The sequence below is a fragment of the Pleomorphomonas sp. T1.2MG-36 genome (assembly GCF_950100655.1).
Lineage (GTDB): Bacteria > Pseudomonadota > Alphaproteobacteria > Rhizobiales > Pleomorphomonadaceae > Pleomorphomonas.
Window position 1 is genome coordinate 1 of the sequence record NZ_CATNLY010000051.1, and the last position, 24,201, is coordinate 24,201.

General features: G+C 65.1%; 19 protein-coding genes. 12 read left to right on the plus strand and 7 right to left on the minus strand.

Features of this window, described 5'->3' with window-relative positions; translation table 11 throughout:
* The 4 genes from QQZ18_RS19270 to QQZ18_RS19285 all read left to right on the plus strand — a co-directional run.
* Nucleotides 1–637 (plus strand): transketolase family protein (locus QQZ18_RS19270; protein WP_284542590.1); only part of this gene is annotated, 637 nt, incomplete at its 5' end.
* 116 nt (nt 638–753) lie between these two features.
* A complete protein-coding gene (locus tag QQZ18_RS19275) occupies nt 754–1,719 on the plus strand; it encodes a substrate-binding domain-containing protein (protein ID WP_284542591.1) in 966 nt (321 codons plus the stop codon).
* Nucleotides 1,720–1,924: 205 nt separating this feature from the next.
* Nucleotides 1,925–3,448 carry a sugar ABC transporter ATP-binding protein gene (locus QQZ18_RS19280; RefSeq protein ID WP_284542592.1) on the plus strand — a complete coding sequence of 508 codons (1,524 nt, stop codon included), beginning with the start codon at nt 1,925–1,927 and terminating at the stop codon, nt 3,446–3,448.
* A gap of 27 nt (nt 3,449–3,475) precedes the next feature.
* The gene (locus QQZ18_RS19285; RefSeq protein WP_284542593.1) at nt 3,476–4,495 is read left to right on the plus strand and encodes an ABC transporter permease; all 1,020 of its coding nucleotides are present in this window, start codon (nt 3,476–3,478) and stop codon (nt 4,493–4,495) included.
* A gap of 101 nt (nt 4,496–4,596) precedes the next feature.
* Here QQZ18_RS19285 and pyk read toward each other — a convergent pair whose 3' ends face one another.
* The 3 genes from pyk to QQZ18_RS19300 form a co-directional block, all read right to left on the minus strand.
* The gene (gene pyk, locus QQZ18_RS19290) at nt 4,597–6,033 is read right to left on the minus strand and encodes a pyruvate kinase (RefSeq protein ID WP_284542594.1); all 1,437 of its coding nucleotides are present in this window, start codon (nt 6,031–6,033) and stop codon (nt 4,597–4,599) included.
* On the minus strand, nt 6,030–6,491 hold the full coding sequence (locus QQZ18_RS19295; RefSeq protein ID WP_284542595.1) for a DUF1036 domain-containing protein: 462 nt from the start codon (nt 6,489–6,491) through the stop codon (nt 6,030–6,032). Before QQZ18_RS19295 ends, pyk begins: the two co-directional genes overlap by 4 nt.
* A 198-nt stretch (nt 6,492–6,689) precedes the next feature.
* Nucleotides 6,690–7,583 (minus strand): DMT family transporter, encoded by an 894-nt coding sequence (locus QQZ18_RS19300; RefSeq protein WP_284542596.1) that lies wholly within the window; start codon nt 7,581–7,583, stop codon nt 6,690–6,692.
* A gap of 125 nt (nt 7,584–7,708) precedes the next feature.
* On the opposite strand from QQZ18_RS19300, the gene QQZ18_RS19305 reads away from it, so the two are divergent.
* The 3 genes from QQZ18_RS19305 to QQZ18_RS19315 all read left to right on the plus strand — a co-directional run bounded on the left by QQZ18_RS19305 (nt 7,709) and on the right by QQZ18_RS19315 (nt 10,315).
* Entirely contained in the window at nt 7,709–8,506 is a 798-nt protein-coding gene (locus tag QQZ18_RS19305; RefSeq protein WP_284542597.1) for an N-formylglutamate amidohydrolase, read from the plus strand.
* A gap of 115 nt (nt 8,507–8,621) precedes the next feature.
* Nucleotides 8,622–8,876: a DUF2312 domain-containing protein gene (locus QQZ18_RS19310; protein WP_051228978.1), complete on the plus strand. Its 255-nt coding sequence runs from the start codon at nt 8,622–8,624 to the stop codon at nt 8,874–8,876.
* Nucleotides 8,877–9,127: 251 nt separating this feature from the next.
* On the plus strand, nt 9,128–10,315 hold the full coding sequence (locus tag QQZ18_RS19315) for an MFS transporter (RefSeq protein ID WP_284542598.1): 1,188 nt from the start codon (nt 9,128–9,130) through the stop codon (nt 10,313–10,315).
* Nucleotides 10,316–10,447: 132 nt separating this feature from the next.
* On the opposite strand, the gene QQZ18_RS19320 is transcribed toward QQZ18_RS19315, so the two are convergent.
* Entirely contained in the window at nt 10,448–11,713 is a 1,266-nt protein-coding gene (locus tag QQZ18_RS19320; RefSeq protein WP_284542600.1) for a glycoside hydrolase family 5 protein, read from the minus strand.
* Between the two features lie 182 nt (nt 11,714–11,895).
* On the opposite strand from QQZ18_RS19320, the gene QQZ18_RS19325 reads away from it, so the two are divergent.
* Nucleotides 11,896–12,504 (plus strand): trimeric intracellular cation channel family protein, encoded by a 609-nt coding sequence (locus QQZ18_RS19325; protein ID WP_284542601.1) that lies wholly within the window; start codon nt 11,896–11,898, stop codon nt 12,502–12,504.
* A gap of 133 nt (nt 12,505–12,637) precedes the next feature.
* On the opposite strand, the gene QQZ18_RS19330 is transcribed toward QQZ18_RS19325, so the two are convergent.
* From QQZ18_RS19330 to QQZ18_RS19340, 3 genes are all read right to left on the minus strand, one after another.
* Nucleotides 12,638–14,623: a HAMP domain-containing methyl-accepting chemotaxis protein gene (locus QQZ18_RS19330; protein WP_284542602.1), complete on the minus strand. Its 1,986-nt coding sequence runs from the start codon at nt 14,621–14,623 to the stop codon at nt 12,638–12,640.
* A 749-nt stretch (nt 14,624–15,372) separates the two neighbouring features.
* Nucleotides 15,373–16,599: an amidohydrolase family protein gene (locus QQZ18_RS19335; protein WP_284542603.1), complete on the minus strand. Its 1,227-nt coding sequence runs from the start codon at nt 16,597–16,599 to the stop codon at nt 15,373–15,375.
* A 23-nt stretch (nt 16,600–16,622) separates the two neighbouring features.
* Nucleotides 16,623–17,852, minus strand: coding sequence for a hypothetical protein (locus QQZ18_RS19340; protein ID WP_284542604.1), 1,230 nt, complete (start codon nt 17,850–17,852; stop codon nt 16,623–16,625).
* A 1,238-nt stretch (nt 17,853–19,090) separates the two neighbouring features.
* Here QQZ18_RS19340 and fdrA point away from each other — a divergent pair.
* From fdrA to QQZ18_RS19360, 4 genes are all read left to right on the plus strand, one after another.
* The gene (gene fdrA, locus QQZ18_RS19345) at nt 19,091–20,755 is read left to right on the plus strand and encodes an acyl-CoA synthetase FdrA (protein WP_284542605.1); all 1,665 of its coding nucleotides are present in this window, start codon (nt 19,091–19,093) and stop codon (nt 20,753–20,755) included.
* A 14-nt stretch (nt 20,756–20,769) separates the two neighbouring features.
* Entirely contained in the window at nt 20,770–22,029 is a 1,260-nt protein-coding gene (locus QQZ18_RS19350) for a DUF1116 domain-containing protein (protein ID WP_284542606.1), read from the plus strand.
* A gap of 121 nt (nt 22,030–22,150) precedes the next feature.
* Nucleotides 22,151–23,107 (plus strand): carbamate kinase, encoded by a 957-nt coding sequence (locus tag QQZ18_RS19355; protein ID WP_284542607.1) that lies wholly within the window; start codon nt 22,151–22,153, stop codon nt 23,105–23,107.
* 150 nt (nt 23,108–23,257) lie between these two features.
* A complete protein-coding gene (locus QQZ18_RS19360; protein WP_284542608.1) occupies nt 23,258–24,163 on the plus strand; it encodes a DUF2877 domain-containing protein in 906 nt (301 codons plus the stop codon).
* The last annotated feature ends 38 nt before the right edge of the window (nt 24,164–24,201 follow it).

A 24,201-nucleotide genomic window follows, 5' to 3' on the forward strand; every position in this document is an offset into this window, starting at 1 on the left:
CGTCAAGCTGTGCGGCCAGTCGCCCGGCATCGGCTACGGCGAACTCGGCCCCACCCACCATTCGATCGAGGACCTCGCCTGGCTGAGGCCGCTCGCCAACCTTCTCACCATCGTGCCGTCTGACCCTTGGGAAACCGAGCAGGCCATTCGCTTTGCCGCCGCCCATGAGGGGCCGGTGTTCATCCGCGTCAGCCGCTATCCGGTGCCGGCGCTCGCTCATCGCCTCGATCGCATCGAGCCGGGCAAGGCGGAGGTGATGCGCGAAGGCGCCGACGTCGCCATTCTCGCCAACGGCGTCATGCTGCACAAGGCGCTTGGGGCGGCCCAGGTGCTGGCCGAGAGCGGCGTGTCGGCCCGTGTCGTCAACATGGCCTGGATGAACCCGCTCGACGTCGAGGCGATCGTCGATGCCGCGTCGACCGGCGCGGTGGTCACCGTGGAAGAGGCCAGCGTGCGCGGCGGCCTCGGCGGCGCCGTGGCCGAGACCCTTGCCCTCCACCGGCCCGTTCCGATGGAGATGCTGGGCTTCCCGGGCTTCGTGCCAACAGGATCCGTCGACTTCCTGTTCGATCATTTCGGACTGACCGAAAACGGTATCGCAGACGCCGCCAACCGAGTCCTGAAGCGAAAATCGTGAGGACTTGCGGACATTGGCCGCGTGACGATTTGGCGAAAGACATGAAAGGGAGGTGGCGAGGAAAGACTAGACCGGAGGAATTGTTTTCGATCAAAGCGACTTAACGGAGGAAACAAATGTACGGTAAACTTCTTCTTCAGACTGCTCTTGGTGCATCTCTCTGCGTACTTGCCTCTTCAGCCTTTGCCGAGGGTGGATACGATCAGGGAAACCTGATCAAGCCCGTCGACAAGACTCTGGAAATCGTGTTCATCCCCAAGGTCATCCATCCTTGGTACGACGTGGTCGAGCAGGGCGCCAAGGCGTCCGTCGCGGAATTCGAGAAGCTCGGCGTCAAGGTCAATGTCCGCTTCGACGCGCCGCCGACCGCCGACATCAACGAGCACATCAAGAAGATCGAGAACAATAGCGCCGTGCATCCGGACGGCCTTGCCGTCGCCTGCCTCGACCCGGCGACCGACACCCAGGCCATCAACGATGCCATCGCCGCCGGCATCAAGGTCGCGACCTTCGATACCGATTGTCCCGACAGCAAGCGCATCATGTATGTCGGTCACAACAAGGACGAGCAGGACGGCTACGACCTTGGAAAGTTCCTGGCCGAGCGCGTCGGTGGCAAGGGCAAGGTCGGTATCCTCGCAGGCTCCTTGTCGGCCCCGAACCACAAGGCCCGCGTCGAAGGCTTCAAGAAAGCCATTGCCGAATATCCGGACATGAGCGTCGCTTTCGACCGGCCTGACAACGACAACCTGCAGGCCGCGATCGACCTGACGGAAAATGCCCTGCAAGGCAATCCCGACCTGGTCGGCATGTTCGGCTCCAACGCCTCCGCTCCGGTTGGCGCCGCCCGTGCCGTCGAAACCGCCGGCCTCGTCGGCAAGGTCCACATCGTCGGTATGGACGATCTGCCGGAAGCTATCGAGTTCGTGAAGAAGGGCGTCATCGACGCTCAGAAGGCCCAGCGCCAGTGGGAGATCGGCTACTGGACCGTCAAGTACTTCGTGGCGATGGCCCAGGGCCACACCTTCCCGAAGGAGCACGCGACGGGGTCGCAGCTGATCACCGCTGACTCGCTCAAGTAACGCGTCCTCGGCATTCGACGCAGAGCCGAATGCCATAACAGGATAGCGCGCCAGGAGCGTTCGCCGACCAGATTGAAAGATCTGGTCGGCAAGCAATGCTGCGGCTTCACACGTCGGGCGACCGCTTTTCGGTCAGGCCGTTCAACCTGATCGTCGACTGCTCCTGGGGTGCGCTGTCCGGTTGTCCTGCGGCCGAGGTTTTGTCATGCCCGATCTAACACCCAAGACGCCCGAAGCACGGCGCCCCCTTCTCGAACTTCGTGGGATTCGCAAGGCGTTTCCTGGCGTTCTGGCGCTCGATGACGTCGATCTAGCGGTATTCCCAGGGGCGATTCACAGTCTCGTCGGCGAAAACGGCGCCGGCAAAAGTACGCTGATCAATGTCATGGTCGGCCTTTTCCAGCCGGACGCGGGCGAGATCCGGATCGACGGCGTTGCCGCGCGATTTGGCCGACCGGCCGATGCCCGTGCCCTTGGCATCGGCTTGGTGCCGCAGGAACTCAACCTTGTTCCACATCTCACGGTGATGGAGAACATCCTGCTGGGCACGACGCCGCTGCGCTTCGGCAAAACCGCCGTCGACTGGCGTGCCATGCGCGAGCGTGCCGCGGAGGTTCTGGACCAGATCGGCGAGAGGATGGATCTCGATGCCGAGGCATCGGGCCTGTCGGTCGCCCATCAGCAACTGGTGCAGATCGCCCGCGCGCTTGCCCAGGACGCTCGCATCCTGATCCTGGACGAGCCAACGGCCAGTCTGTCGATCCCCGAGGCCGATCGGTTGCTGACCCTCGTGGAGCAACTGCGCGAGAAGGGCTGCGCCATCATCTACGTCTCCCATCGCTTGCCGGAAGTATTCCGCCTGTCCGACCAGATCACGGTCATGCGCAACGGTCGCAAGGTGACCCTGCTCGATCGGGCCGAGGCCAACGAAGCGGTGCTGGTCCGCCACATGATCGGCCGGGACGCTCAACAGCGCGATCATCGGCCGACGGCCGCCCTGCCGACCGGTCAGCCAGTTCTGGAAGTGTCCGGGCTGACGCGCGCGGGCGAGTTCGAGGGCATCAGCTTTTCCCTGCATCGCGGCGAAATACTCGGCATCGCCGGGTTGATCGGCGCGGGCCGCACGGAGCTTGCGCGCTGTCTCTTCGGTGATACCCGCCGCTCGTCCGGACGCGTGCTGCTCGACGGTCGGCCGATCGAGTTTCTGCATCCAAGCGAGGCAATCAAGCAGGGCATCGCCTACGTTCCTGAAGAGCGCAAGCGCCTCGGCATCTTTCCCGCCCTTGGCGTCGCCGAGAACATGACGCTGCCGATCCTGTCGCGCCTGTCCCGCCTCTTCCAGATCCGCTGGGGGAAGCAGCGCAGCGTCACGGACGAGTTCGTGCGCAAGTTCGCGATCAAGATCTCCAGCCAAGACCAGCTGATCCGAAATCTGTCCGGCGGCAACCAGCAGAAAGTCATCCTCGGGCGGTGGCTCGCCACCGGTTGCCGGGTGCTGCTTCTGGACGAACCGACGCGCGGCATCGACGTCAATGCCAAGTTCGAGATTCACCGGATTCTCAGGGAGCTTGCCGAGGCAGGACTGGCAATCCTGGTCATTTCCTCAGAGTTCGAGGAAGTCATCGGTCTCGCCGACCAGATCATCGTCATGCACGAGGGCAAGCTGAAGGGCCGCATTCCGGCGTCGGAAGCGACCCAGGAAAAGCTTCTCACCCTGTCCGTCGCCTAATCGGCTCATTCATCGTTCGAGGACACCATGGCAATCAACAACAACAGGCCGCCGGAGAAATCGGTTCTGGCGCGCGTCACCGGGATCAAGGAAAGCGGCATCATTCTAGCGATCATCCTCATGGGTTTGGTCATCACGATCGCCAACCCCAACTTCCTGACGCCTTATAATTTCCAGATCGTCGCGCGGCAGGTATCGTTCATCGCCATCGTGGCGGCCGGACAGACGCTGGTGCTGCTGCTCGGTGGCATCGATCTCTCCGTCGGCGCCATTGCCGGCCTGTCGGCCATCCTTGGCGCCATGATGATGACCAGTGGCGGCATCGATCCGTTCCTGTCGATGGGGCTCGCCGTGGTGTTCGGCCTGATGTGCGGCGCCATCAACGGCCTGCTGATCGCCAAGCTGAAACTCAACGCCTTCATCGTCACCCTGGCGACGGGCGAGGTGTTCGCCGGCGCCATCCTGGTTCTGACCAAGGGCTATGCGATCAACGGCATTCCCGAGATCTTCCAGGTGCTCGGCCAGGGCACCATAGGACCGGTTCCTGTTCCTGTTGCCATCATGCTGGTGATCTTCGCGATCTTGGCCTGGGTCACCACCAACACGCCGTTCGGCCGCAGCGTGTTCGCCGTCGGCGGCAACCGCGACGCATCGCGGTTTGCCGGCCTTCATTCGGAACGGATCGAGATCATCGTCTACGCCATCTCCGGTGGCGCCGCGGCGCTGGCCGGAATGATGTTCGTAAGCCGCATGAATGCCGGTCAACCAACCATTGGCGCCAGTTGGCTGATGCCGTCGATCACGGCGGCCATCATCGGCGGAACGTCGTTGAGCGGGGGCGTCGGCACCATGTTCGGCACGCTCTTGGGGGCGCTTTTCATGGCGTTGCTCGGCAACGGCATCGTGCTGATGAACGTGTCGTCCTATTGGGAGCGCGTCATCATCGGCCTGTTCGTCCTGATCGCCGTCATCGTCGATCTGATCCGTCGGCGGGGGAGCGGTGCGCCCTTCTTGCCGCGGTGGATGAACATCCGAAGGCGGAGCTGAGAGGGGCGGCACATCGGAAGGCGTGCGCGCCATGGCGGCGGGCATGCGGCAAGACGAGACAGATCGGCGGGGCGCCAGTTGGCGCCCCGTTCGCTTGTTTGTCAGATCCCCGACTTGCCGTCGGCGCCGATGGTGGCGATGCGCAGCAGGTTGGTCACGCCGGCCGAACCGAAAGGCACGCCAGCGGTGATGATGATGCGGTCGCCGGGCTTGGCGAAGCCTTCCTCGGCGGAGATGCGGCTGGCGCGCTGCACCAGGTCCATCAGCGAGCGGGCGTCGTCGGTCACCACCGAGTGGATGCCCCAGACCAGCGCCAGGCGGCGGGCCATCGAACGGTTGGGCGACAGCGCCAGGATCGGCGTCGACGGCCGCTCGCGGGCAGCCCGCAGGCCGGTGGCGCCGGAGGCGGTGAAGCAGACGAGGGCGGCGATGCCCAGCGTCTCGGCGATCTGGCGGGCCGAGGCGGAAATGGCGTCGGCGGGCGTTGCGTCCGGTTCGCCACGCTGGCCGGCCAGGATCGAGTGGAAGTGCTCGGAAGCCTCGACCTCCTCTGCGACGTGGCTCATGGTCTGAACCGCTTCGACGGGGTAGGCGCCGGCGGCCGATTCGGCCGACAGCATGACCGCATCGGCGCCTTCGAACACGGCGTTGGCGATGTCGGACACCTCGGCGCGGGTCGGCACCGGCGACTGGATCATCGATTCCAGCATCTGGGTGGCGACAACCACCGGCTTGCCGGCCTTGCGCGTGGTGCGGGTGATGCTCTTCTGAACGCTCGGCACCTGCTCGAGCGGCAGCTCGACGCCGAGATCGCCGCGCGCCACCATGATGGCGTCGCTGAGCTCGAGGATCTCGTTGAAGCGCTTGACGGCCTGCGGCTTCTCGATCTTGGCCATGACGCCGCACTTGCCGTCGACGATCTCATGCACTTCCCGAAGGTCGTCCGGCCCTTGCACGAAGGACAGCGCGATCCAGTCGACGTCGGCTTCGAGCGCGGCGGTGAGATCGGCGCGGTCCTTATCGGTCAGCGCCCCGGAGGTGAGCACGGTGTCGGGCAGGCTGACGCCCTTGCGGTCGGAGATCTTGCCGCCGACCTCGACCACGGCAACCGCCAGCTTGCGGTCGTTCTCGACGATGCGCAGCCTGAGGCGGCCGTCGTCGATCAGCAGGCGATGGCCGGGCTCGAGCGCGTCGATGATTTCCGGATGCGGCAGGGTGACGCCGGTGACGTCGCCGTCGAACTTCTCACGATGGAAGGCGAACTTAGCGCCGATCTCCAGGAAGACCGGACCGTTGGCGAAGGTGCCGACGCGCAGCTTGGGGCCCTGGAGATCGGCGAGGATGCCGATCGGACGGCCGGCCTCGGCCTCGACCTCGCGAATGGTCGACACGTAGTAGCGCAGCTTCTCGTGGTTGGTGTGGCTCATGTTGATGCGGAAGCAGTCCGCACCCGCCTGGTGGAGCCGGGCGATCATGTCCTTGTCGGAGGAGGAGGGGCCCAAAGTTGCAAGAATCTTGACCTTGCGGTTTCGTCTCATTTCGCCCCGTTTCCTTTTTGAGTCGGCTGGTAGAGGTGTACGGTCCAGCTGCGTTGCTCGGCAGTGTCGACCTCGAAGAATCCCGTCCGCTCATAGCCCCGGGCGACACAGTTCTCGACGCCGCCGATCGTGAACAACTTGCGCCTCGTACACATGAACGCCTTGCCGCCCCATTCGCCGCCGTGCTGACTGTCGACCGCGTAGAGGTAGTAATAGCGTGAGGTAAGAGCGCCGGAGAGCAGCGTTCCGCATTTCGATCCGCCGATGTTCCACCAGCCTTCGGAGCGCCAGCCGTCCTCGGCCTTGTAGCCGATCGCCACGGAGATGGTGCCGTCGGTCTTGTTGCAGAGCCTGAGATCGGCCTTCGCGGGGGTCGCCGCGGCGAGAGCGAGGAAAGACAGCGCCGCGGCTACAAGCGCCGGCCGCGTCCGTCGTACCGGTCCCTCATGTGCCGCCATCGGTATTCCGCCCGCCAACGATCCTTGTCCGGTGCTCATCGGAGAATGCCCCGCCTTATCGCGTGACCTACGGCAAAATGTCAACGTATAATTACGCAAGGCGCCGCGCCGTCCCGCAGTGTCCGGTCCCCGTTGAACATTAACACGCATCCTCAAAGGCTTACGCTCCAGTCTTTGGTCGCGTCCAAACAACGCGGGTCACGATCGCGGCCGGGCGATCCAGATGCCGCCGAGGATCATCAGGCCGCCCAGCCCCTGGCTCCAGCTTATCGCCTCGCCGAACACCAGGAAGGCAAGGGCGGCGGCGGCGATCACCTCCATGAAAATCACCAACGACGAGAAGGCGGCGGAAAGATAGCCGAGGGCGAAGGCGAGCAGGCCCTGACCGCCGATATGGCTGACATAGGCGAGGGCGGCGAGCGTCGCCACGCCGTAGAGCGAGGAGGGCAGCAGCTTCGGCTCGAAGGCGAAGGCGATGACGCCGAGGCAGAGCGCGGTCACCGCCGTGGCGCCGAAGGTGACGGTGCCGGTCCGGTGTTCGCGGCGTGCCGCCCGGACCGCCAGGAAGTAGGTGCCGAAGCCGAAGGAGGTGCCGATGCCGTAGATGTCGCCGATCAGCTTGTCGGAATCGAGCGTGTAGGACCCGCCGAGCAGCACGGCGCCGCCGAGGATGCAGACGACGACGCCACCCGCCTCGCGCCGACCGACCTTCTCGCCGATGAACAGGCCCGAGAACAGCAGCACCCAGATCGGCGCCATCGACGACAGGAAGGTGGCGTTGGCGATGGACGTGTTGAGGATGGAGAGGTGCCAGAAGAACAGGTCGATGGCGAAGAACAGGCCGGCGAGCCAGATGGCCTTCGAACGGAAGGCGGAGACCAGCGCCTTTGTGCCGCCTTCGCTCGCCGCCCAGATGGCCAGCACCGGCACCGCGAGCGCGACGCGCCAGAAGGCGCTGGCGAAGGGACCGACGTCGGCGAGGCGGACGAAAATCGGCGACACGCCCATGGCGACGGCGCCGAGGCAGAGGGCGAGGAAGGCCACGACCTCACCGGGGCGGGCGGACAGCGGCAACGATTTGGCGACGGACATGAACGGACCTGAAGGCGGCGCCGCCGGGCGGGCCGCGGCGAATGTGCAACGGTCGGCAGGTCGGTGGCGCCAATGGATGGATCTCGACTTTATCCGACCGATAGCAGCATTTAGGATTAATCGCCATGCAGGACCCAACCGACGACGCCCCTTTCACCTTTCTCCCCGGCAACGACGCGGGCGGCCTTCTGATCATCGCCGACCATGCGTCCAATCGGGTGCCGCCGCCCTATGGCGATCTTGGTCTGCCGCCGGCCGAGTTCCAGCGGCACATCGCCTATGACATCGGTACCGAATGGCTGGTTCATCGCCTTGCCGCCTTCACGGGCGCGCCGGCCCTGCTCACCCGCTTCTCGCGCCTCCTGATCGACGCCAACCGCGGCGAGGACGATCCGACGCTGGTGATGCGCCTCTCCGACGGGGCCGTCGTTCCGGGCAACGCCCGCGTCGACGCCGCCGAACGCCAGCGACGCATCGAACGCTTCCATCGCCCCTATCACCTGGCGGTCGCCGGGCAGATCGACCGGATGATCGCCACGGGCGTCGCGCCGGTCATCCTGTCCATCCATTCCTTCACACCGGCCTGGAAGGGCGTTCCCCGTCCCTGGGACATGGCGATCCTCTGGGACCGCGACGACCGCATGGTGGCGCCGGCGCTGGCCGCCTTCCGGGCGCGCGGCCTCGTTGTCGGTGACAACGAGCCCTATGACGGGGCGCTCAGGAACGACACGCTCTATCATCACGGCACGGCGCGCGGTCTTTCCCATCTCCTCGTCGAGGTGCGGCAGGATCACATCGCCAGCGAGGCCGGCGCAAACCACTGGGCCAAGACGATTTTCGAGGTGGTGGCGCCGCTGGCGGCGCGGCCGGAGATGCGCAAGACCGTCTTTTACGGATCGCGGGCCGGCGGACCGGGCGTGTGAACGGACGCTCGAAAACGGTTGACGGACCCATGAAGTTCGGACTTCATGCGCCCCGCACGGGCGGCGGCCCCGCCCGGACCCAATATCAAGATCGGCAGGACAATATCCCATGAGCATGGAATCGGCAGAATCGCAGGGCGGCGTCGCGGCGGGCGAGCTGCGGCAGTTCATCGAGCGCGTCGAGCGCCTCGAGGAAGAGAAGGCGGCGCTGCAGGACGACATCAAGGACGTGATGGCCGAACTCAAGGGCCGCGGCTACGACGTCAAGGCCGTCAGGGCCATCCTGAAGCTCAGGAAGCAGGACCCGGACGAGCGTCAGGAGGCCGAGGCCATCCTCGAACTCTACATGAACGCGCTCGGCATGGTGTGATGATGGGTCGCGGCGGCAAGCAACCTTCCGCCGCGAACGACGGCCGATGGCGAACGGCCCGTTTTCGGCGCCTCCGAGGCGACCTGAAGCGGGTGGCGGGATCCCCGGTTTTGCGCTCTGCGCAATGGCTCTGCCTCTTCTCCGTACTTGACAGGAGACGGGCGTCGGCCTAGCATTCTGTATCGTTTCAAGAAGGCGTCGTGCGCCCGCCGGTAACCGGTGGCGGAGGGCGCCTTCTTCGTGTGGATTTCATGACCGCCCCATCCAGCTCCCCGTCCGTTCCGGCGCCCATTCGGCGCGACCGGCTGACCTGGGCCGCCTATCTGGCGCTCGCCCAGTTCACCTTCTTCCTGAACATCCAGGGCAACATCATCCCCTTCCTGAAGGACGAGTTCGACCTCAGCTATCGGGTGGTGACGCTGCATCCGGCGGCGGTGGCGGCCGGTCTGATCGTGTCGGGGCTGTTCGGCGAGCGACTGACGCGTCGCTATGGCCGGAAGCTGTCGGTGTCGATCGGTCTGGTCGGCATGCTGGTCGGGGCGCTGGCCATCATCGCCGCGCCGCATCCGGCCGTCAGTATTTTCGGCTGCTTCCTGATGGGCGCCGTCGGCTGCCTGATCCTGATCATCGTGCCGACGCTCCTGGCCGAATGGCATGGCGCCAACCGCTCGGTGGCGATCGGCGAGGCCAACGGCATCTCCTATGTCGCCTCGCTGACGGCGGCGATGGCGGTCGGCCTGTTCGCGGCCATCGGGCTCGGATGGCGGGCGGCGCTGCTCCTCGGCGTCGTGCTGGCCGGCCTGCTCATCGTCTTCCTGCGTGGCGTTCCTGTGCCCGAGGCGGCCAAGCCCGTCGCGCCGACCGTGAACGGCAAGCCGGGCGGACGCCTGCCCGTGGTCTACTGGTTCTACTGGCTGACGATCATCGCCTTCGTCGGCGTCGAGCAGTCGGTCCTGGTATGGGCGACCGAGTTCATGACCCGCGTCAAAGGCCTGCCGGTCGCATCGTCGGCGGTGATTGCCGGCGCCTTCTCGTTCGGCATGCTGGTCGGCCGCCTGTCGTCCTCGTTGATCCTGAAGCGGATGACGGCGAGCCTTGCGCTCTATCTGTCGGCCATCGTCACGCTGCCGGCCTTCTTCCTGTTCTGGGGGGCGTCCAGCCTGCCGCTCGCCGTGTTCGGCCTGTTCGCGCTCGGTCTCGGCTGCTCGCTGCAATATCCGCTGACCCTGACCAAGGCGATCGTCACCGCCGGCCCTTATGGGGAGCTGGCAACGGCGCGCGCCTCGCTGGCCAGCGGCCTCTCCATCATGATCATTCCCTGGCTGGTGGGCGCCACGGCCGATCAGGTCGGCCTGTCGGGCGCCATCGCGCTGCTGCCGATCCTCACCGTCGTCGCCGTGGGCTTCCTGTTCGTCGGCGAACGGGTGGTTCGCCGCTGATACCTTTTCCGTCAGGTTTCGACCTTCCGGGCGGAAGCTTATGGAAGCGGAAGCGCCCGACCGGGCGCCGGCCGGTCAGGCCGAAACCCGCTTGAGCTGGATGAGTCCAGATCAAGCGGATCGGGTATGACGTCAGTTGCCGGCAAGGCCGAGCGCCGATTTGATCTCGGGTTCGAGGGTAAGGGCCTTGCCGTCGCCGATCACCGAAAAGCCCTGTCCGGCGCTGGTGAGTCCGGCCGAATAGATCGCCCAGGCAAAGCCCTTGTCGTCGGCGGCGGCGCGCGTCGCCTCGATGAGGGCGATGCGCGAGGCGGGATCGGCGGCATCCTGGAAGATGCCGAATTCGCCCAACAGGATGCGCTCGGCCGGAATTCCGTTCTCGTTGGCCCAGTTGCTGACCCGCTGGAAATCTGCGCCGATGGTGGCCGGGCCGGCCTCGGTGGAGCGATAGGCGTCGAGCGCTTCGCCCACCCCGATGTCGAGTTCCCTTCGGCGTTTCGGATCGGCCACCTGCTTGGCGATTCGGTTCTTCGCGTCTTGCAGAAGCCGCTTGCCTTCGGCGGCGTCGAGGTGGGCGGCCGGATAGGGCAGATGGGTGAGGTAGCGGCCGGGGTCGTCGACCCAGGGCCGGCCGGCGTGGCTGACGGCCATCGGTTCGTAATAGTGGAAGGTCCAGACGATGTTGGGATCGTCGGCGAAAGGGGCCGGGTCGAGGCGCGTCAGCCCGTCGATGAGGCCGCCCCGACCGCCGGTCAGCACCAGCGTCAGCGTCGGCGCCGCCTGACGGGCGGCCGATCTCAGCGCGGCGAGCTGGTCGGGCCAGCGGTCGGTCAGGGCGAGATAGGACCCCCAGTCCTGGTTGGGCTCGTTGATCGGTTCGAGCAGGGTCCGGTCGGGTGGCAGGGCGGCGAGGCGGCCGGCGAGGCGTGTGACGAGGCCGAGATAGCGGTCCCAGAGCAGCGGCGCATGGTCGTCGGTGCCGAGCACATCCTGCAACCCGTCGGGACGCTCCTCGTCGACCGGCAGCAGGTGCATGTCGACGATCACCGTGAAGCCGAGCGCCTGCAAGCGCTCGGTCGCCGCGACGATGCGGCCGATCAGCGGCCCGGCACCGTCGTCGCCCGCCCAGAGCAGGGCGGCGGCGTCGATGTTGAGGCGAACGAAATCGAAGCCCTCGGCCTTGAGGGTGGTGAGTTGCCGGTCGTCGATGCGGCCCATCCAGTCGGGGAAGTTGTCTCGATCGAAGCCGGGCGCCAGAAAGGCGTCGCGGGCGGTCCAGGTCTGCCAGACCTCGAAGTTGATGCCGCGCTTCAGGGCGGGGGTGGCGGCGGCCGGGAGCGCGGCGAGGAGCCCCAGGCAAAGCGCCGTGAGACGGGCGGCAAGGGTGGGGCGGTGCATCGGAACTCCTTCGGGAGGCTGCGCTGGGGGCGGTGGCCGATCATGCCGGGGCGGCGGCGCCGACGCAACGGACCCGTGCGGGAGTTGACGATCTTCCGTCCGGCGCGCCGACGTGAGAGAAGGCAGCCAGAAATCTCATGAACGCTGGCGCGGACCCGCCCGGCACTACCGGTAGACCCATCATGTTTCTCACCCTGGTCGATTTCGTCGGCTGCTTCGCCTTTGCCCTCAGCGGTGGTACGCGCGCCGTGGAGCGGCGGCTCGATCCGTTCGGCATCGTCTTTCTGGCCTTCGTCGCCGCCACCTTCGGCGGCATCATGCGCGATGTGGTGATCGGCGCCGTGCCGCCGGTGGCCTTCGTCACCTGGCACTACTTCGCCATTTCCTGCGCCGCCGGCTTCTGCTGCATCTTCGCCCACCACCTGATCGCGCGTCTTGCCGCGCCAGTGGCGGTGTTCGACGCGCTGGGGCTCGGGCTCTATGTGGTGGTGGGCACGCGCAAGGCCATGGATGCCGGCCTCTCGCCGCTGATGGCGGCCGTGGTCGGCATGATCACCGCCATCGGCGGCGGCATCGGCCGCGATATCCTGGCGGCGCAGACGCCGATGGTTCTGCACAAGGAGATCTACGCGCTGGCGGCGCTGATCGGCGCGCTGGTGGTCTCGGTCGGCGATTATTACCACCTGCCGGGCGTGCCCGTCGCCATCGTCGGCGGTGGCCTGTCCATCCTGCTCCGTCTCGCCGCCATGCGCTGGGACTGGAATCTGCCGCCGCCGGCCGGCCGCACGTAGGCGGGCGGTTCCTCCGGCGACGGCATGTGGAGTGCCGATCCGATCGAATCAGACCGGCGCTCCAGGCTCTTGTTTGTGAAGCATCATCTTCGCGGTCGTCGCTTCACGTCGGCCGGATGATGCTTTCGGCTCCTCAGCCGGTGCGAATGCCGGAGAGGAAGGTATCGACCTCGTTCCGCAGCGTGTCGGACTGGCGGGCGAGATTGTTGGCGGCGGCCAGAACCTGGCTCGCCGCGCCGGACGACTCGGTCGCCGCCTGGGTGATGCCCACCACATTCTGCGACACCTGGTGAGTGCCGATCGACGCCTGGCTGACGTTGCGGGCGATCTCGGCGGTGGCGGCGCCCTGCTGGTCGACGGCGGTGGCGATCGACGTGGCGATGCGGTTGAGGTGCTCGATCACGCCGGTGATGGTGACGATTGCCTCGGCCGACGACTGCGTCGACGACTGGATCTCTCCGATCTGCGACGAAATCTGCGACGTCGCCCGCGACGTCTGATCGGCAAGCTGCTTCACCTCGGCGGCAACGACGGCAAAGCCCTTGCCGGCTTCTCCCGCCCGCGCCGCCTCGATGGTGGCGTTGAGCGCCAGAAGGTTGGTCTGGCTGGCGATGCTGTCGATGAGGTTGACGACTTCGCCGATGCGATTGGCGCTTTCGGCCAGTTCGCGCACCCGCTCGGCCGTCAGCTGGGCATCCTTGCTGGCCTTCGAGGCGACCACGGTGCTCTCGTCGGCCTGGCGCTTGATCTCCGAGATGGAGGTCGCCAGCTCCTCGGCCGCCGCCGCCACGGTCTCGACGTTTGTGGAGGCCTCCTCGGCGGCGCTCGCCACGGTGACCGACTGGCTGGAGACTTCTTCGGCTGCGGCCGACATCGACTGCGCCGCCGCCTGCAACTGCGTCGAGGAGCCGACGACCGTCTCGACGACGCCGCCGACAGCCGTCTCGAACGCGTCGGCCATCTCCTTCATCTCGGCGCGGCGCTGCGTCTCGGCTTCCGCCTTGGCGTGCTCTTGCTCCACGCGCATGCGCTGGTTTTCCTCAAGCCCCTGCTTGAACACGTGGAGCGTCGCCGCCATCGTGCCCACCTCGTCGCCGCGCCCAAGGCCGGGCACGTCGACCGTAAGGTCGCCTTCGGAGATCCGCTGCATGGCCTGGGTGAGGGAGACGACGGGCCGCGACAGGCCGCGCCCGATCAGCACCGAGAGCACCGCTCCGAGCAGCAGTCCGCCGCCGGCAAAACTCCACAGGGTGGTGGTGGTCGAGGCCTGGCTCGCCTCGGTGTTGCTCTTCAATTCGGCTTGCGCGTCCTGGACGGCCGACTGGAAGCCCGCGAACTCGTCTGCGATCTTGGCGACGAAGGTCCGCATTTCTGTGGCCTGTTTCTCGATGTCGGACTCCAGCGCCAGGGACTTGTTGAACCCTTCGACATATTGCGCGATGTGACCGCGAACGGTGCCGAGCCGGCTGGCGAGCGCCGGAGGGGCGACGGCAATGGCCTCGTTCAGCGCGGCGTCGGCGTCCACGAAGGCCTTGAGGGCGTTCTTGTCGGCATCGGCTTCGCTTTTCGCCGTTGCCTTGGTGGCGAAGATGCGGCCGGTGAGGATGAAGCGAAGAGCTCGCTCGGAGTGCGCGGCCACCGGCGATCCCTGGCCTGCGTCGTCGATGATCGCTTCGAGATCGGTGCGGAGCTTCACGCCAAGCGGGTTGAGCGTCTCGGCGGACAGGCCGTTGACGTCGTGGCGGGTCTTGATGAGCGTCGCAAGCAGGCCGTCATAAGTCTCGAAACTGGCCTGCATGGCCTTGAGATGGTCGGTCTGCTCGGCGTCGCCGGTGGCTTTCAGACCGTCCTCGAGCGCGGCCCGCATGGCCGACGCCCGTTCCGTCACGGCGGCGTCTGCGTCGGGCAGTGTCGTGTAGATGACTTCCCGCGCGGCGCGGCGATATTCGAGGAAGGTGGTCTGGATCCTGTTTGCCTTGTCGGTGACATCGATTTGGGTGAACAGGGTTCCGATGACGTCGCCGATGCCCGAAAGGCTTTTGAGCGACATGCCGGCCGTAAAGGCCAGGATCACCAGAATGGCGGAAAAGCCGAGTCCGATGCGTGTGGAGATGTTCACGGATCGTCGGGACCCGGCGGTGTGGGGCTGCGTCTGCATATTCGTCGCTTCCTCCTGTCGGCCATTAGTGAGTCCAACCTCAGGTAGAGCGGCGATTAGTTTCGATTCGCCGCTGTTGGAACCTGCAATATTTCGATTTAGAATGGTTAAAACACTCATAACGCGAAATAATATCTGGTGAAGCGTGTGTATTAGAAGTTTGGAAAATGACCGTTGCTCTTTTATTTCGAACGGCTGGATCCGTAGTAGTTCCAAATTATATTTATAACTAGCTAGAATTGGCCGCAGATCAGCCGAAAATAACAGGCTGTCTATGAGAGAATTTACTTGGTTAAATATTAACTCGTTACTTATTTGATGCTGGTGTGGCCTCTATAGGCATCTTTAACAATGGCAGAATTGTTCTTTTTCCCGCCACATTCAAGTGGGTGGGACACCCATTCGCAACGTTTCCGACCGATAGGGCGCGCGGACAAATTTCGCTCGGCGGCCTGCCCGGCGGCGGGGCGGGCTCCAAGATTTCTGTTCGAGAGGGAGATTCGGGTCCGGAGATTTGGTGCGGCATGAGAGGCCGCTGCGGCTGTCGTCCCGGTGGATCGCGCGGTGGACGCTTCCGGGGCGCGAGCCCGCCTGAGCGCGGATGGCGCCGCCGGACATGCCGTTGCCGTAAACGCACTGAAGGCGCGGACACAAAATGTCCGCGCCTTCAGATGTCGATGCGATGGATGACGAATCCTACGGTGATCGGCTCAGTTGAGGGCCGTCTCGACCTGCCGCGCCGTGCGGGCGACAATCCTGCCGCCCTTCACCACGACGTTCCGATCGGGCAGGTCCAGGATCACGTCGGCGACGCGATGGGTGTCGAGCAGCACCATGTCGGCGCGGGCACCGACGAAGATGCCGTAGTCGGGGATGCGCAGCGCCTTGGCCGCGTTCACCGTCAGCATGTCGAGCACGGTTGCCTGATCGTCGGCGCCGCCGAGATGGCAGGCGGGAAGGGCCAGCGCGGCAATCTGCAGCAAGTCACCAGTGCCGTAGGGCGTGAAGGCATTGCGGATGTTGTTGGTGGCCAGGCAGACGTTGACCCCGCCATCGCGCAGCGCACGGACCGGCGCGATGGTCCGGCGGACGTTTTCCAGATCCTTTCGCCCACCAAGGTGCATGTCCGTCGCCGGCAGGGCCATGACCGAGATGCCGGCGTCTTTTATCAATGCGATGATCTCGCCGCGCCGTTCGTGGGGCACGGCCGCCAGCGCCGTCAGATGGCCAACCGAGACGCGTCCCTGCCAGCCCTCGGCAATGGTCTTTCGCGCCAGGTACTCGATGGACATCGCGTCCGCGTCGTCGCGGAAGTCCTGATGAAAATCGAGGTCCTTGTCGAAGTCCTTTGCCAGGCGGAAGACCCAGTCGATGTGAGCGTTGGCATCGGTGTCGTTGTACGGAATGCCGCCGACCACATCGGCGCCCCGTTTCATCGCCTCCACCATCATCGCGTCGGTGCCCGGGGCCTTGAGGATGCCTTCCTGAGGGAAGGCCACCACCTGGATGTCGATCAGGCCGCGATACTCCTCGCGCAGGGCGAGAACCGTGTCGAAGCCCGTGAAGCCCTGGGCCGGATCGAATTCGGCATGGGCGCGCACGTGCGTCGTGCCGGACGTGATGAGCTTCTTGAGCACCCGACGCGAGCGCGCTTCGATGTCGTCGCGCGTGAAGGTGGGCTTCAGTTCCGCGGTGACGGCGATCGCTTCCATCAGCGTGCCGGAGCGATTGGGCTTGCGGTCCATCACATAGGCCTTCTCCAGATGGAGATGGCTCTCGATCAGGCCCGGTATGAGGACGCGGCCGGCGGCGTCGATGTCTTCCTTGGCAGTGGCGGCGATGCCGGATTTGATCTCGACGATCTTGCCCCCGTCCACGCCGACGTCGGTGAGCTCGGCTGAATCGTCGATGCGAGTGTTGCGAAAGATCAGGTCCATGATGTGTTCACTCCGAGCGTTGATTAGACCATGGCGAAGGAGAGGATGACCAGCACCGCGACGCAGCCCAGGATGTAGGGCGCGTTCCCCTTGGAGACCTGGAGCACCGGGATTCTGAAGCCGGCGGAAAGGGCCTGCATGGTGATGTTGACCAGCGACACCTGGCTGCCGAAGCCGACGCCGATGGTGACGAAGCCCACGGCGAGCGGCGAGAAGCCCAGCGCCACGGCGATCGGCAGAACCAGCGTCAGGATCGAACCGACATAGGCGCCGGCCGGGAAGCCGATGGCGAAGCCGGCAATGACGGCCGCCGGTACGACCAGCGACGTGGGGGCCATGTTGACCAGGCCGGCGATGGTACCGAAGGCGCCGATCTTCTCGATCATGCCGATGAAGACGAGGAACAGGCCGACCTGCAGGAGGCGGGTGAGGATGTAGGAGGAGCCGTCGACCATCGCGTCGACCGATCCGTTCAGCGAGAAGTCGCTGCACAGCCAGACCAGCGCCAAGGTGATGATCGCGTAGCTGATCGGACCAAGCACCGGGATGCCCAGGGCGTTGTTGACGAAGGGGCCGGCAATGACCGCGAACATCAGGAATGCCGCGGGGATGGTCCGCCGCCAAAGCTGGGCGTTGGACATGTCGCGGAATTCTTCCGGCACCTCGCCGTGGAACAGCCCTTTCGCGCGCTTGGTGCCGATGAAGGCGATGGCAACCGCGATCACGACGAAGATCATCGTGTAAGGCTGCATCATCGAGACGTAGTCGGCGACCGGAACGCCGGTGAGCTTGGATACGACCGAAGACTCCAGTGACGCCGGCGACGTGGTGAAACAGGCGGCCGCGGCAATGGACATGCCTGCGATGACGGCGGGAATGGCGCCGACGGCGGCGAAGGCGAGCGGGGCGATGACCATGGCGCTGCCGCCGCCGATGCCCGACATGTAGGTTGCCGCCGCCTGCAGGATGACAATGAAGGCGCCGACATATTCAACCCGGTCGCCGATGTTGCGGCGGACCAGCGTCAGCGCGGAGGCGTAGCCACCGGCCTTGAACACCGCCATGGCGATCGCCGAATTCAGAATGGGCACGGTGATCGACAGCATCTTCGGCACGGTCTCGACGAGCCGCTGGTTGGCTTCGGCGAAGCCGATGTCGCCGATGATCATCGCCATGGCGCCGCCGGCGAGGGCGGCAACCAGCATGTTCACCTGGGCGAACAGCAAGCCGAGAATGAGCAGGATTGGTAGCACACCAATCATCGCGGCAGCGGACGTGGCTGGCGCGCTGCGTGCGACAAAGGCCAGTGCCAGGCACGCAACTACGGCGCCGACAATGATGATCGTGTTACGCCGCGCCCCGTCTGGTGCAGGGGTCGTCGCGGCAGAAGCCGACGGATTGGACATTCTGGTTCCCGTTCGTCTTTGTGGCGCCGGCGAGGTCTGGTCGCGGTGCGCTCAATGATGTGTGGCTCGGACCGGGGTGATGCCGGATGGCCACTCGTGTTCGTAAGCAACGGCTCGCTCTCGTCCCGCAGACGCTCCCGATGGGGAGGTGCCGCGAGCCGCCGGTAAGCCATGGGTGATGATGGTTGGAGCACCAAGTGGCGAAGTTGTCGCCGGGCATAGTCGATATACTCGTGGTCCACGCGAATGATATCGCCCAGTCTGGTCTATGTTTTTTGTATTATCTCCTTCTTCCTCTCTCGGTGCACATCTGACTACTTTATAAAATTGCCGGTTGTACGGTCGATGTGCATCTTTGATGTCCGATAGCCTTCGTTTCGATATCGATCGACGTCAAGTGCGTAAAAATGTTCAACGATTTTTGAGTGGAGCCCCGTATTTGACAGTTTTTCCCGCACGGATACTGGGGGTTCCGTCTGTTGCGCCAAGACGGGCGAACCTGATTGTTGAAAATATTGCGTCAATGGAAGGGTGTCTGGAGCGGCTGCGCATCCAGTTGTGGGGCGGAGGCTCCATGTGAAAGTCAAGTTTGGCCGTGATGTCGACCGTGCCGGCATCTGATGTGGCAAGGTTTCGAGGGCTCGTCCAATGCCTCGATGGTAGAATTACTGATTTAAAAATAATCGAATAGTCGGAGGTCCGCTGATTGAAAGATGGAGACGGAGAGCCCTGTCGTTCGTCGTCATTCAATAGTTTTTTTGGGCCTCTGTGCGCCTCGGTAAATCAAATTTACCTTTCGCGTCAGTCAAATGCCGTGTTGCTGCCGCCTGTTGAGCCAGCCGCCGAGCGCTTTTATGGCAGAGCCCCCGCCAAGATTGTTGCAAAGATTTGGAAAGATCCAGGCCGCCCCGGACCGTATCTTCGAAAGGTCATGTCTTAGGTGACTACATGAAGGGGCGGACCGATGTCCAATCGACCTGCGGCCTCTGCTGAGGCTCAATCGAAAGATAAAATACCATATAAATCAATAGATTGTGCCCTCGGCATGATTTCCGGGCCGGCCAGCTTTGGAAGGGCTGTTTGAGATGCTCTACGCTCAGATAATCAAAGGTAACTTCCAGGATTCAGTTACCTTGATGGTTCTCTCTCGCGACCTCTCGGCTCTACCTGAAGTGAGACGCGTCTCGGTCATGATGGGGACGCCTGCCAACAAGGATGTCTTTCGCGAGACCAACCTGTGGCACGACGTCCTGACGGAGGCCACTCCCAACGATCTGTGTATCGTGGTCGATAGCGAGGCCGCCAATCCCGACGTCGTCGATGCCGTCGCAGATCAGGTGCGCGAGCGCCTTGCGAACCTGGCCAAGGGCCGCCGCAAGGTCAGCTATCCGGTCGCTCGCAGTTGGCGGCGGGCGCGAGAGCTGAACCCGAAGGCGAACATCGCCTTGCTCTCGGTCGCAGGCCAGTACGCATATGGGTTGGCGCGCGATGCCCTTGAGAGCGGGCTGAACGTGATGATCTTCTCGGACAACGTCGACCTGGACCAGGAGCGCGATCTCAAGACCTTCGCTACCCAGCGCGGCTTGTTGGTGATGGGCCCGGATTGCGGCACCGCGATCGTCGATCGTGCCCCGCTGGCCTTTGCCAACCGCGTTCCGGCCGGACCCATCGCGGTTGTCGGTGCCTCAGGTACCGGTATCCAGGAGCTGACCTGTCAGATTGCCCGCCGCGGTTCGGGCGTCTTGCACGCCCTTGGTCTTGGTGGACGCGACCTTTCCGAGGCGATCGGCGGCCTATCCGCCGAGGCAGCGCTCGACCTTGTCGCCGCCGACGAAGCCTCGCGCGTCGTCGCCTTCGTCTCGAAGCCGCCGGCAGATGCCGTGCGGGCGCGACTGATCGAGAAGATGCAGCGGTTGGGCAAGCCGGTCGTCGCTCTCTTCCTTGGGGACCGGCCGAGCCGGCGCGACTTCGGAAACGTCCATCTTGCGCGAACCCTTGACGAGGCGGCGGCGCTGGCGGTCGACCTTGCGGAGGTCGAGGCCCTGGCGGCGACGGTTCCGGCTCCGGTCGGGCAGGGCCTGCGGGGGCTTTACACCGGTGGCACGCTTGCCGGCGAGGCCGCTTTGCTGGCTGCGGAGAGCCTCGACCTCGCTTTGGATGCGGGACATGCCGAAGGCTACATGTTGCGCACCGAACGGCACTCCATCATCGACCTCGGCGACGACATGTACACCCGGGGCCGTCCCCATCCGATGATCGACCCCTATGCCCGCACCGAGATGATCGTTGCGCTGGCGGACGACCCCGATGCCGGCGTGCTGCTGGTGGACGTGGTTCTCGGTTTCGGCGGGCATGCCGATCCCGCTGGGGCGCTGGTCGAAGCCGTCGAGCAGATGCGCGCCGCGCGGGGCGAAGCCTCTCCCGTCGCCGTCGTCGCGACGCTCACGGGTACGGCTGAAGACCCGCAGGACTACGAGGCTCAGGTCAGCAAGCTCAAGGCAGCCGGCATTCTGGTTGCGGGCAGCGTGCGGGTGGCGGTCCTCCTGGCGCTCAGGCTTCTCGCTCCGCAGCAGCCCGCACCGGGGGCAAGCCCGGCGCTGCTGTCGCAGCCCGCGGCCGTCATCAACATCGGACTGCGCAGCTTCGCCGACGACCTGAAGTCGAACGGCGTCGATGTCGTCCATCTGCAATGGGAACCGGTTGCCGAGGGCACCGCGCAGCTGCGGCGTCTCGCCGCGTCCCTTGTCTAATCCGGAGTTTCAACATGTTTGCGACTATCAACGAAGCCAACGCCGCCGTCATTGCGGAGATCCGCAAGGCCCGGCCTCACCTCGTCGACGTTCGTCCGGCCGGCGAGTGCATTCCGGCTCTGGCCGAAGGGCCGGTGCTCATGCATGCCGGCACGGACATCGAATGGTCTGCCATGACCGGCCCGATGAAGGGCGCGGTAATCGGGGCGTGCCTGTTCGAGGGGTGGGTCAAGACCGCGGCGGAAGCGGAGGTCTTCGCTGCCGAGAAAGTTCGTTTCGTGCTCTGTCACGACAACGCGGCGGTCGGTCCGATGGGCGGCATCACGTCGGCCCACATGCCGGTGCTTGTCGTCCGCAACGCCGTCCAGGGCAACGTTGCCTACTGCAATCTCAACGAGGGCATCGGGAAGGTGATGCGCTTCGGCGCTTTTGAGGGCGAGGTGCAGACCCGGCTCGCGTGGATGCGCGACGTGCTGGGGCCGGTGCTCTCAAGTGCCTTGCAGCGCAAGCCCGAGGGCGTCGACCTGACGGCCCTGATGGCCCAGGCCATCACGATGGGCGACGAGTTCCACCAGCGCAACATCGCGGCCTCGGCGCTCCTGATGCGGGCGCTGGCAGCCGACATCGCCGCCACGGACGCGACAAGCGGCGACAAGCAGGACGTCCTGCGCTTCCTTGAACGCACGGATCAGTTTTTCCTCAACGCGGCGATGGCGCATTGCAAGTGCGCCATGGATGCCGGTCACGCTGTCGGCGCCGGCTCCATCGTCACCGCGATGACGCGCAACGGCCGCGACTTCGGAATCCGCGTGGCAGGTCTTGGCGACCGCTGGTTCATCGCGCCGGTCAACACGCCGGTCGGCCTGTTCTTCACCGGCTATTCCCAGGATGATGCCAATCCCGACATGGGCGACAGCGCCATCACGGAAACCTTCGGCATCGGCGGGGCGGCCATGATCGCCGCGCCCGGCGTCACCAGGTTCGTCGGCTCGGGTGGCTTCTCGGACGCGCTTGAGACGTCCGAGGAGATGCGCGAGATCTACGTCGAAAGCAACACGACGCTGCAAATCCCGACGTGGGACTTCCAGGGCGCCTGCCTCGGCCTCGACGTCCGGCGCGTTGTGGAGACCGGCATCACGCCGGTTATCAACACGGGTATCGCCCACCGCCTGCCCGGTATCGGCCAGGTTGGAGCAGGCACGGTGCGGCCGCCGCTTGCCTGTTTCGAGCAGGCTCTGCTTGCCCTCGTTGAGGCACAGGGCAAGTCCGCCTGATCGAGGCGATATCCGGCCGAACCGACGCGCGGCGTTGGTTCGGCCACATTTCTTCGCGCTGGCGGCCGGCTGCGGCCATCGCGCATGTCCCAATCAAAAGCCCGTTTTGCAAGAGGTCGATATGAGCGCGGATATACCTGGCCGCCTGCTGATCGCCATTGGCGGCAATGCCATCCATCCGGAAGGCATTCGTGGCACCCCCGCCGAACAGTCGCAGGAGGCAGCCGCGCTCGGTCGCGCCCTCCTTCCCCTGATGGAGCTTGGTACCGAGCTGGTCATCACCCACGGCAATGGTCCGGTGGTCGGCAAAATCCTGTTGCGCAACACGCTGGCTCGCCATCGCGTCGCGCCGATGACGCTCGATATCTGCGTCGCTCACAGTCAGGGCGGCGTCGCCTACATGCTGATGCAGGCTCTGGAGAACACCCTTCGCGCCGCCGGCAGCCAGCGCGAGGTCGCCTGCCTGCTGACCCAGGTCGAAGTCGACCCCGATGACCCGGCCTTCGCCAACCCGACGAAGCCGATCGGCTATTTCTACAGCGAGGCGGAAGCCATCGCCCTTCGCGACGAACTCGGCTGGGAGATGCGCGAAGACTCCGGGCGCGGCTTCCGCTGTGTCGTGCCCTCGCCCATGCCGCGCCATATCGTCGAAACCGCGCTCATTTCCACGATAGCCGCCTCGGGAGCCGTCGTGATCGCCGGCGGTGGCGGCGGCATTCCGGTGGTGCGCGACGAGACGGGCTTTCGTCATGGCGTCGAGGCCGTTGTCGACAAGGATCGAACCTCCGCCCTGATGGCCAACCTCCTCGGCATCGAGGACCTGATCATCCTGACGTCAGTTCCTCATGTCGCGATCGACTTCGGCAAGCCGACCCAGAGTGCTCTCAAGCGGGTCACCCTCGCCGAAATCCGCCGTCACTATGCCGACGGACAGTTCCCGCCCGGCAGCATGGGCCCCAAAATCGAGGCCGCCATCCAGTTTCTCGAAGGTGGCGGCAAGCGCGTCTTTGTCGGCCGGCTGGAAGACGCGGTTCCGATGCTGCGCGGCGAGACGGGGACGCAAATCGTCATCGACTAGAGCGCGTCTGGCGAGCTTTGGTTCGCCAACTTGCTCTATCTCTTTGTTTTACGCAACTCCGGACGCAAAACCGGTTCCCACTTTTGCTGGAGTTTCTCTAGACCGAGCCTTTTGGGCTGAGACGGCAAACGCGGAGAGGACTGCAATCCCATGCGGACGAGACCCGCAACCGCGATCGGCGAAGCGGCGGCGCACATCCTTTCAGGGACCCGTGAAGGGCGTGTCGCTGCCGTCTTCGAGCGAAGCTTCTATGCCGCCTTTGCCGACGGGCTCGTGTGCATTGGCTCCGCCGAGTTCAGCGTTGGTCCCTCCAGCCTGCTGGCGGTGTTCGACGACATCGGCGCCTGGCGCGACAGGCTTGCTCAGGGAGATCCGGTTACCGTCCGCGATGGCGCAGTCTTTGCGGGCGGCATTGCGGTCGGTTTCTCCGGCCTGATGCCCTGGCGTGCTCCGCCGGTCTCCCCGCTTCGTACGATAGACATCGCCTGTGGCCTCGGCCAGATAGCCGAGGCGGTCGAGCGACGCGAGGCGGTTGGTCTCGGCGTGTTGGTGGGCGCGCTCTGCCATGGCCGGAGCCTGGCACCGAGCGGGATCGATCCGTTCCTCAAACGGTCGATTCCGGTGATCGCCGCCCTCGGCGACTGGGTGGAACGGGCGATGGAAGGCGAGGCCGGTCCGGTGCCGGACCCGACCCCGCTCATCGGTCTCGGACCCGGCCTGACCCCCTCCGGCGATGATTTCATCTCGGGCTTTCTGGTTGCGCTGCGGCGGCTGGGGCGAGGCGCCGTGGCCGACGCGCTGGCGGCCGTCGTCTTGCCCATCGCGGAACGGGCGACCAACACGATCAGCGCCGCGCATCTCACCCACGCGGCGTCGGGGCAGATTTCCGCCTGCCTGATCGAGGTCTTCGACCGGGTCGTCGCCGGCGATGGCTGTGAGGCGCTGCTCGATCAGGTCAGCTCCATCGGGCATACGTCGGGATGGGACTGCCTCGCCGGACTGATCGCGGCGGCGTCGGCGATCGAGCGGGGACGGAGGGTTCGTGAGGCGCTTTGACGCCTCCCTGCCGCCGCGTTAGGCTTGCGATCAGTTGT

Coding starts and splice junctions, on each gene's coding strand:
- QQZ18_RS19335 (WP_284542603.1), bottom strand. CDS start 16,599: ATGGACCTGATCTTTCGCAACACTCGCATCGACGATTCAGCCGAGCTC.
- fdrA (WP_284542605.1), top strand. CDS start 19,091: ATGCTCTACGCTCAGATAATCAAAGGTAACTTCCAGGATTCAGTTACC.
- QQZ18_RS19320 (WP_284542600.1), bottom strand. CDS start 11,713: ATGCACCGCCCCACCCTTGCCGCCCGTCTCACGGCGCTTTGCCTGGGG.
- QQZ18_RS19300 (WP_284542596.1), bottom strand. CDS start 7,583: ATGTCCGTCGCCAAATCGTTGCCGCTGTCCGCCCGCCCCGGTGAGGTC.
- QQZ18_RS19280 (WP_284542592.1), top strand. CDS start 1,925: ATGCCCGATCTAACACCCAAGACGCCCGAAGCACGGCGCCCCCTTCTC.
- QQZ18_RS19350 (WP_284542606.1), top strand. CDS start 20,770: ATGTTTGCGACTATCAACGAAGCCAACGCCGCCGTCATTGCGGAGATC.
- QQZ18_RS19325 (WP_284542601.1), top strand. CDS start 11,896: ATGTTTCTCACCCTGGTCGATTTCGTCGGCTGCTTCGCCTTTGCCCTC.
- QQZ18_RS19310 (WP_051228978.1), top strand. CDS start 8,622: ATGGAATCGGCAGAATCGCAGGGCGGCGTCGCGGCGGGCGAGCTGCGG.
- QQZ18_RS19355 (WP_284542607.1), top strand. CDS start 22,151: ATGAGCGCGGATATACCTGGCCGCCTGCTGATCGCCATTGGCGGCAAT.
- QQZ18_RS19295 (WP_284542595.1), bottom strand. CDS start 6,491: ATGGCGGCACATGAGGGACCGGTACGACGGACGCGGCCGGCGCTTGTA.
- QQZ18_RS19285 (WP_284542593.1), top strand. CDS start 3,476: ATGGCAATCAACAACAACAGGCCGCCGGAGAAATCGGTTCTGGCGCGC.
- QQZ18_RS19315 (WP_284542598.1), top strand. CDS start 9,128: ATGACCGCCCCATCCAGCTCCCCGTCCGTTCCGGCGCCCATTCGGCGC.
- QQZ18_RS19275 (WP_284542591.1), top strand. CDS start 754: ATGTACGGTAAACTTCTTCTTCAGACTGCTCTTGGTGCATCTCTCTGC.
- QQZ18_RS19360 (WP_284542608.1), top strand. CDS start 23,258: ATGCGGACGAGACCCGCAACCGCGATCGGCGAAGCGGCGGCGCACATC.
- QQZ18_RS19305 (WP_284542597.1), top strand. CDS start 7,709: ATGCAGGACCCAACCGACGACGCCCCTTTCACCTTTCTCCCCGGCAAC.
- pyk (WP_284542594.1), bottom strand. CDS start 6,033: ATGAGACGAAACCGCAAGGTCAAGATTCTTGCAACTTTGGGCCCCTCC.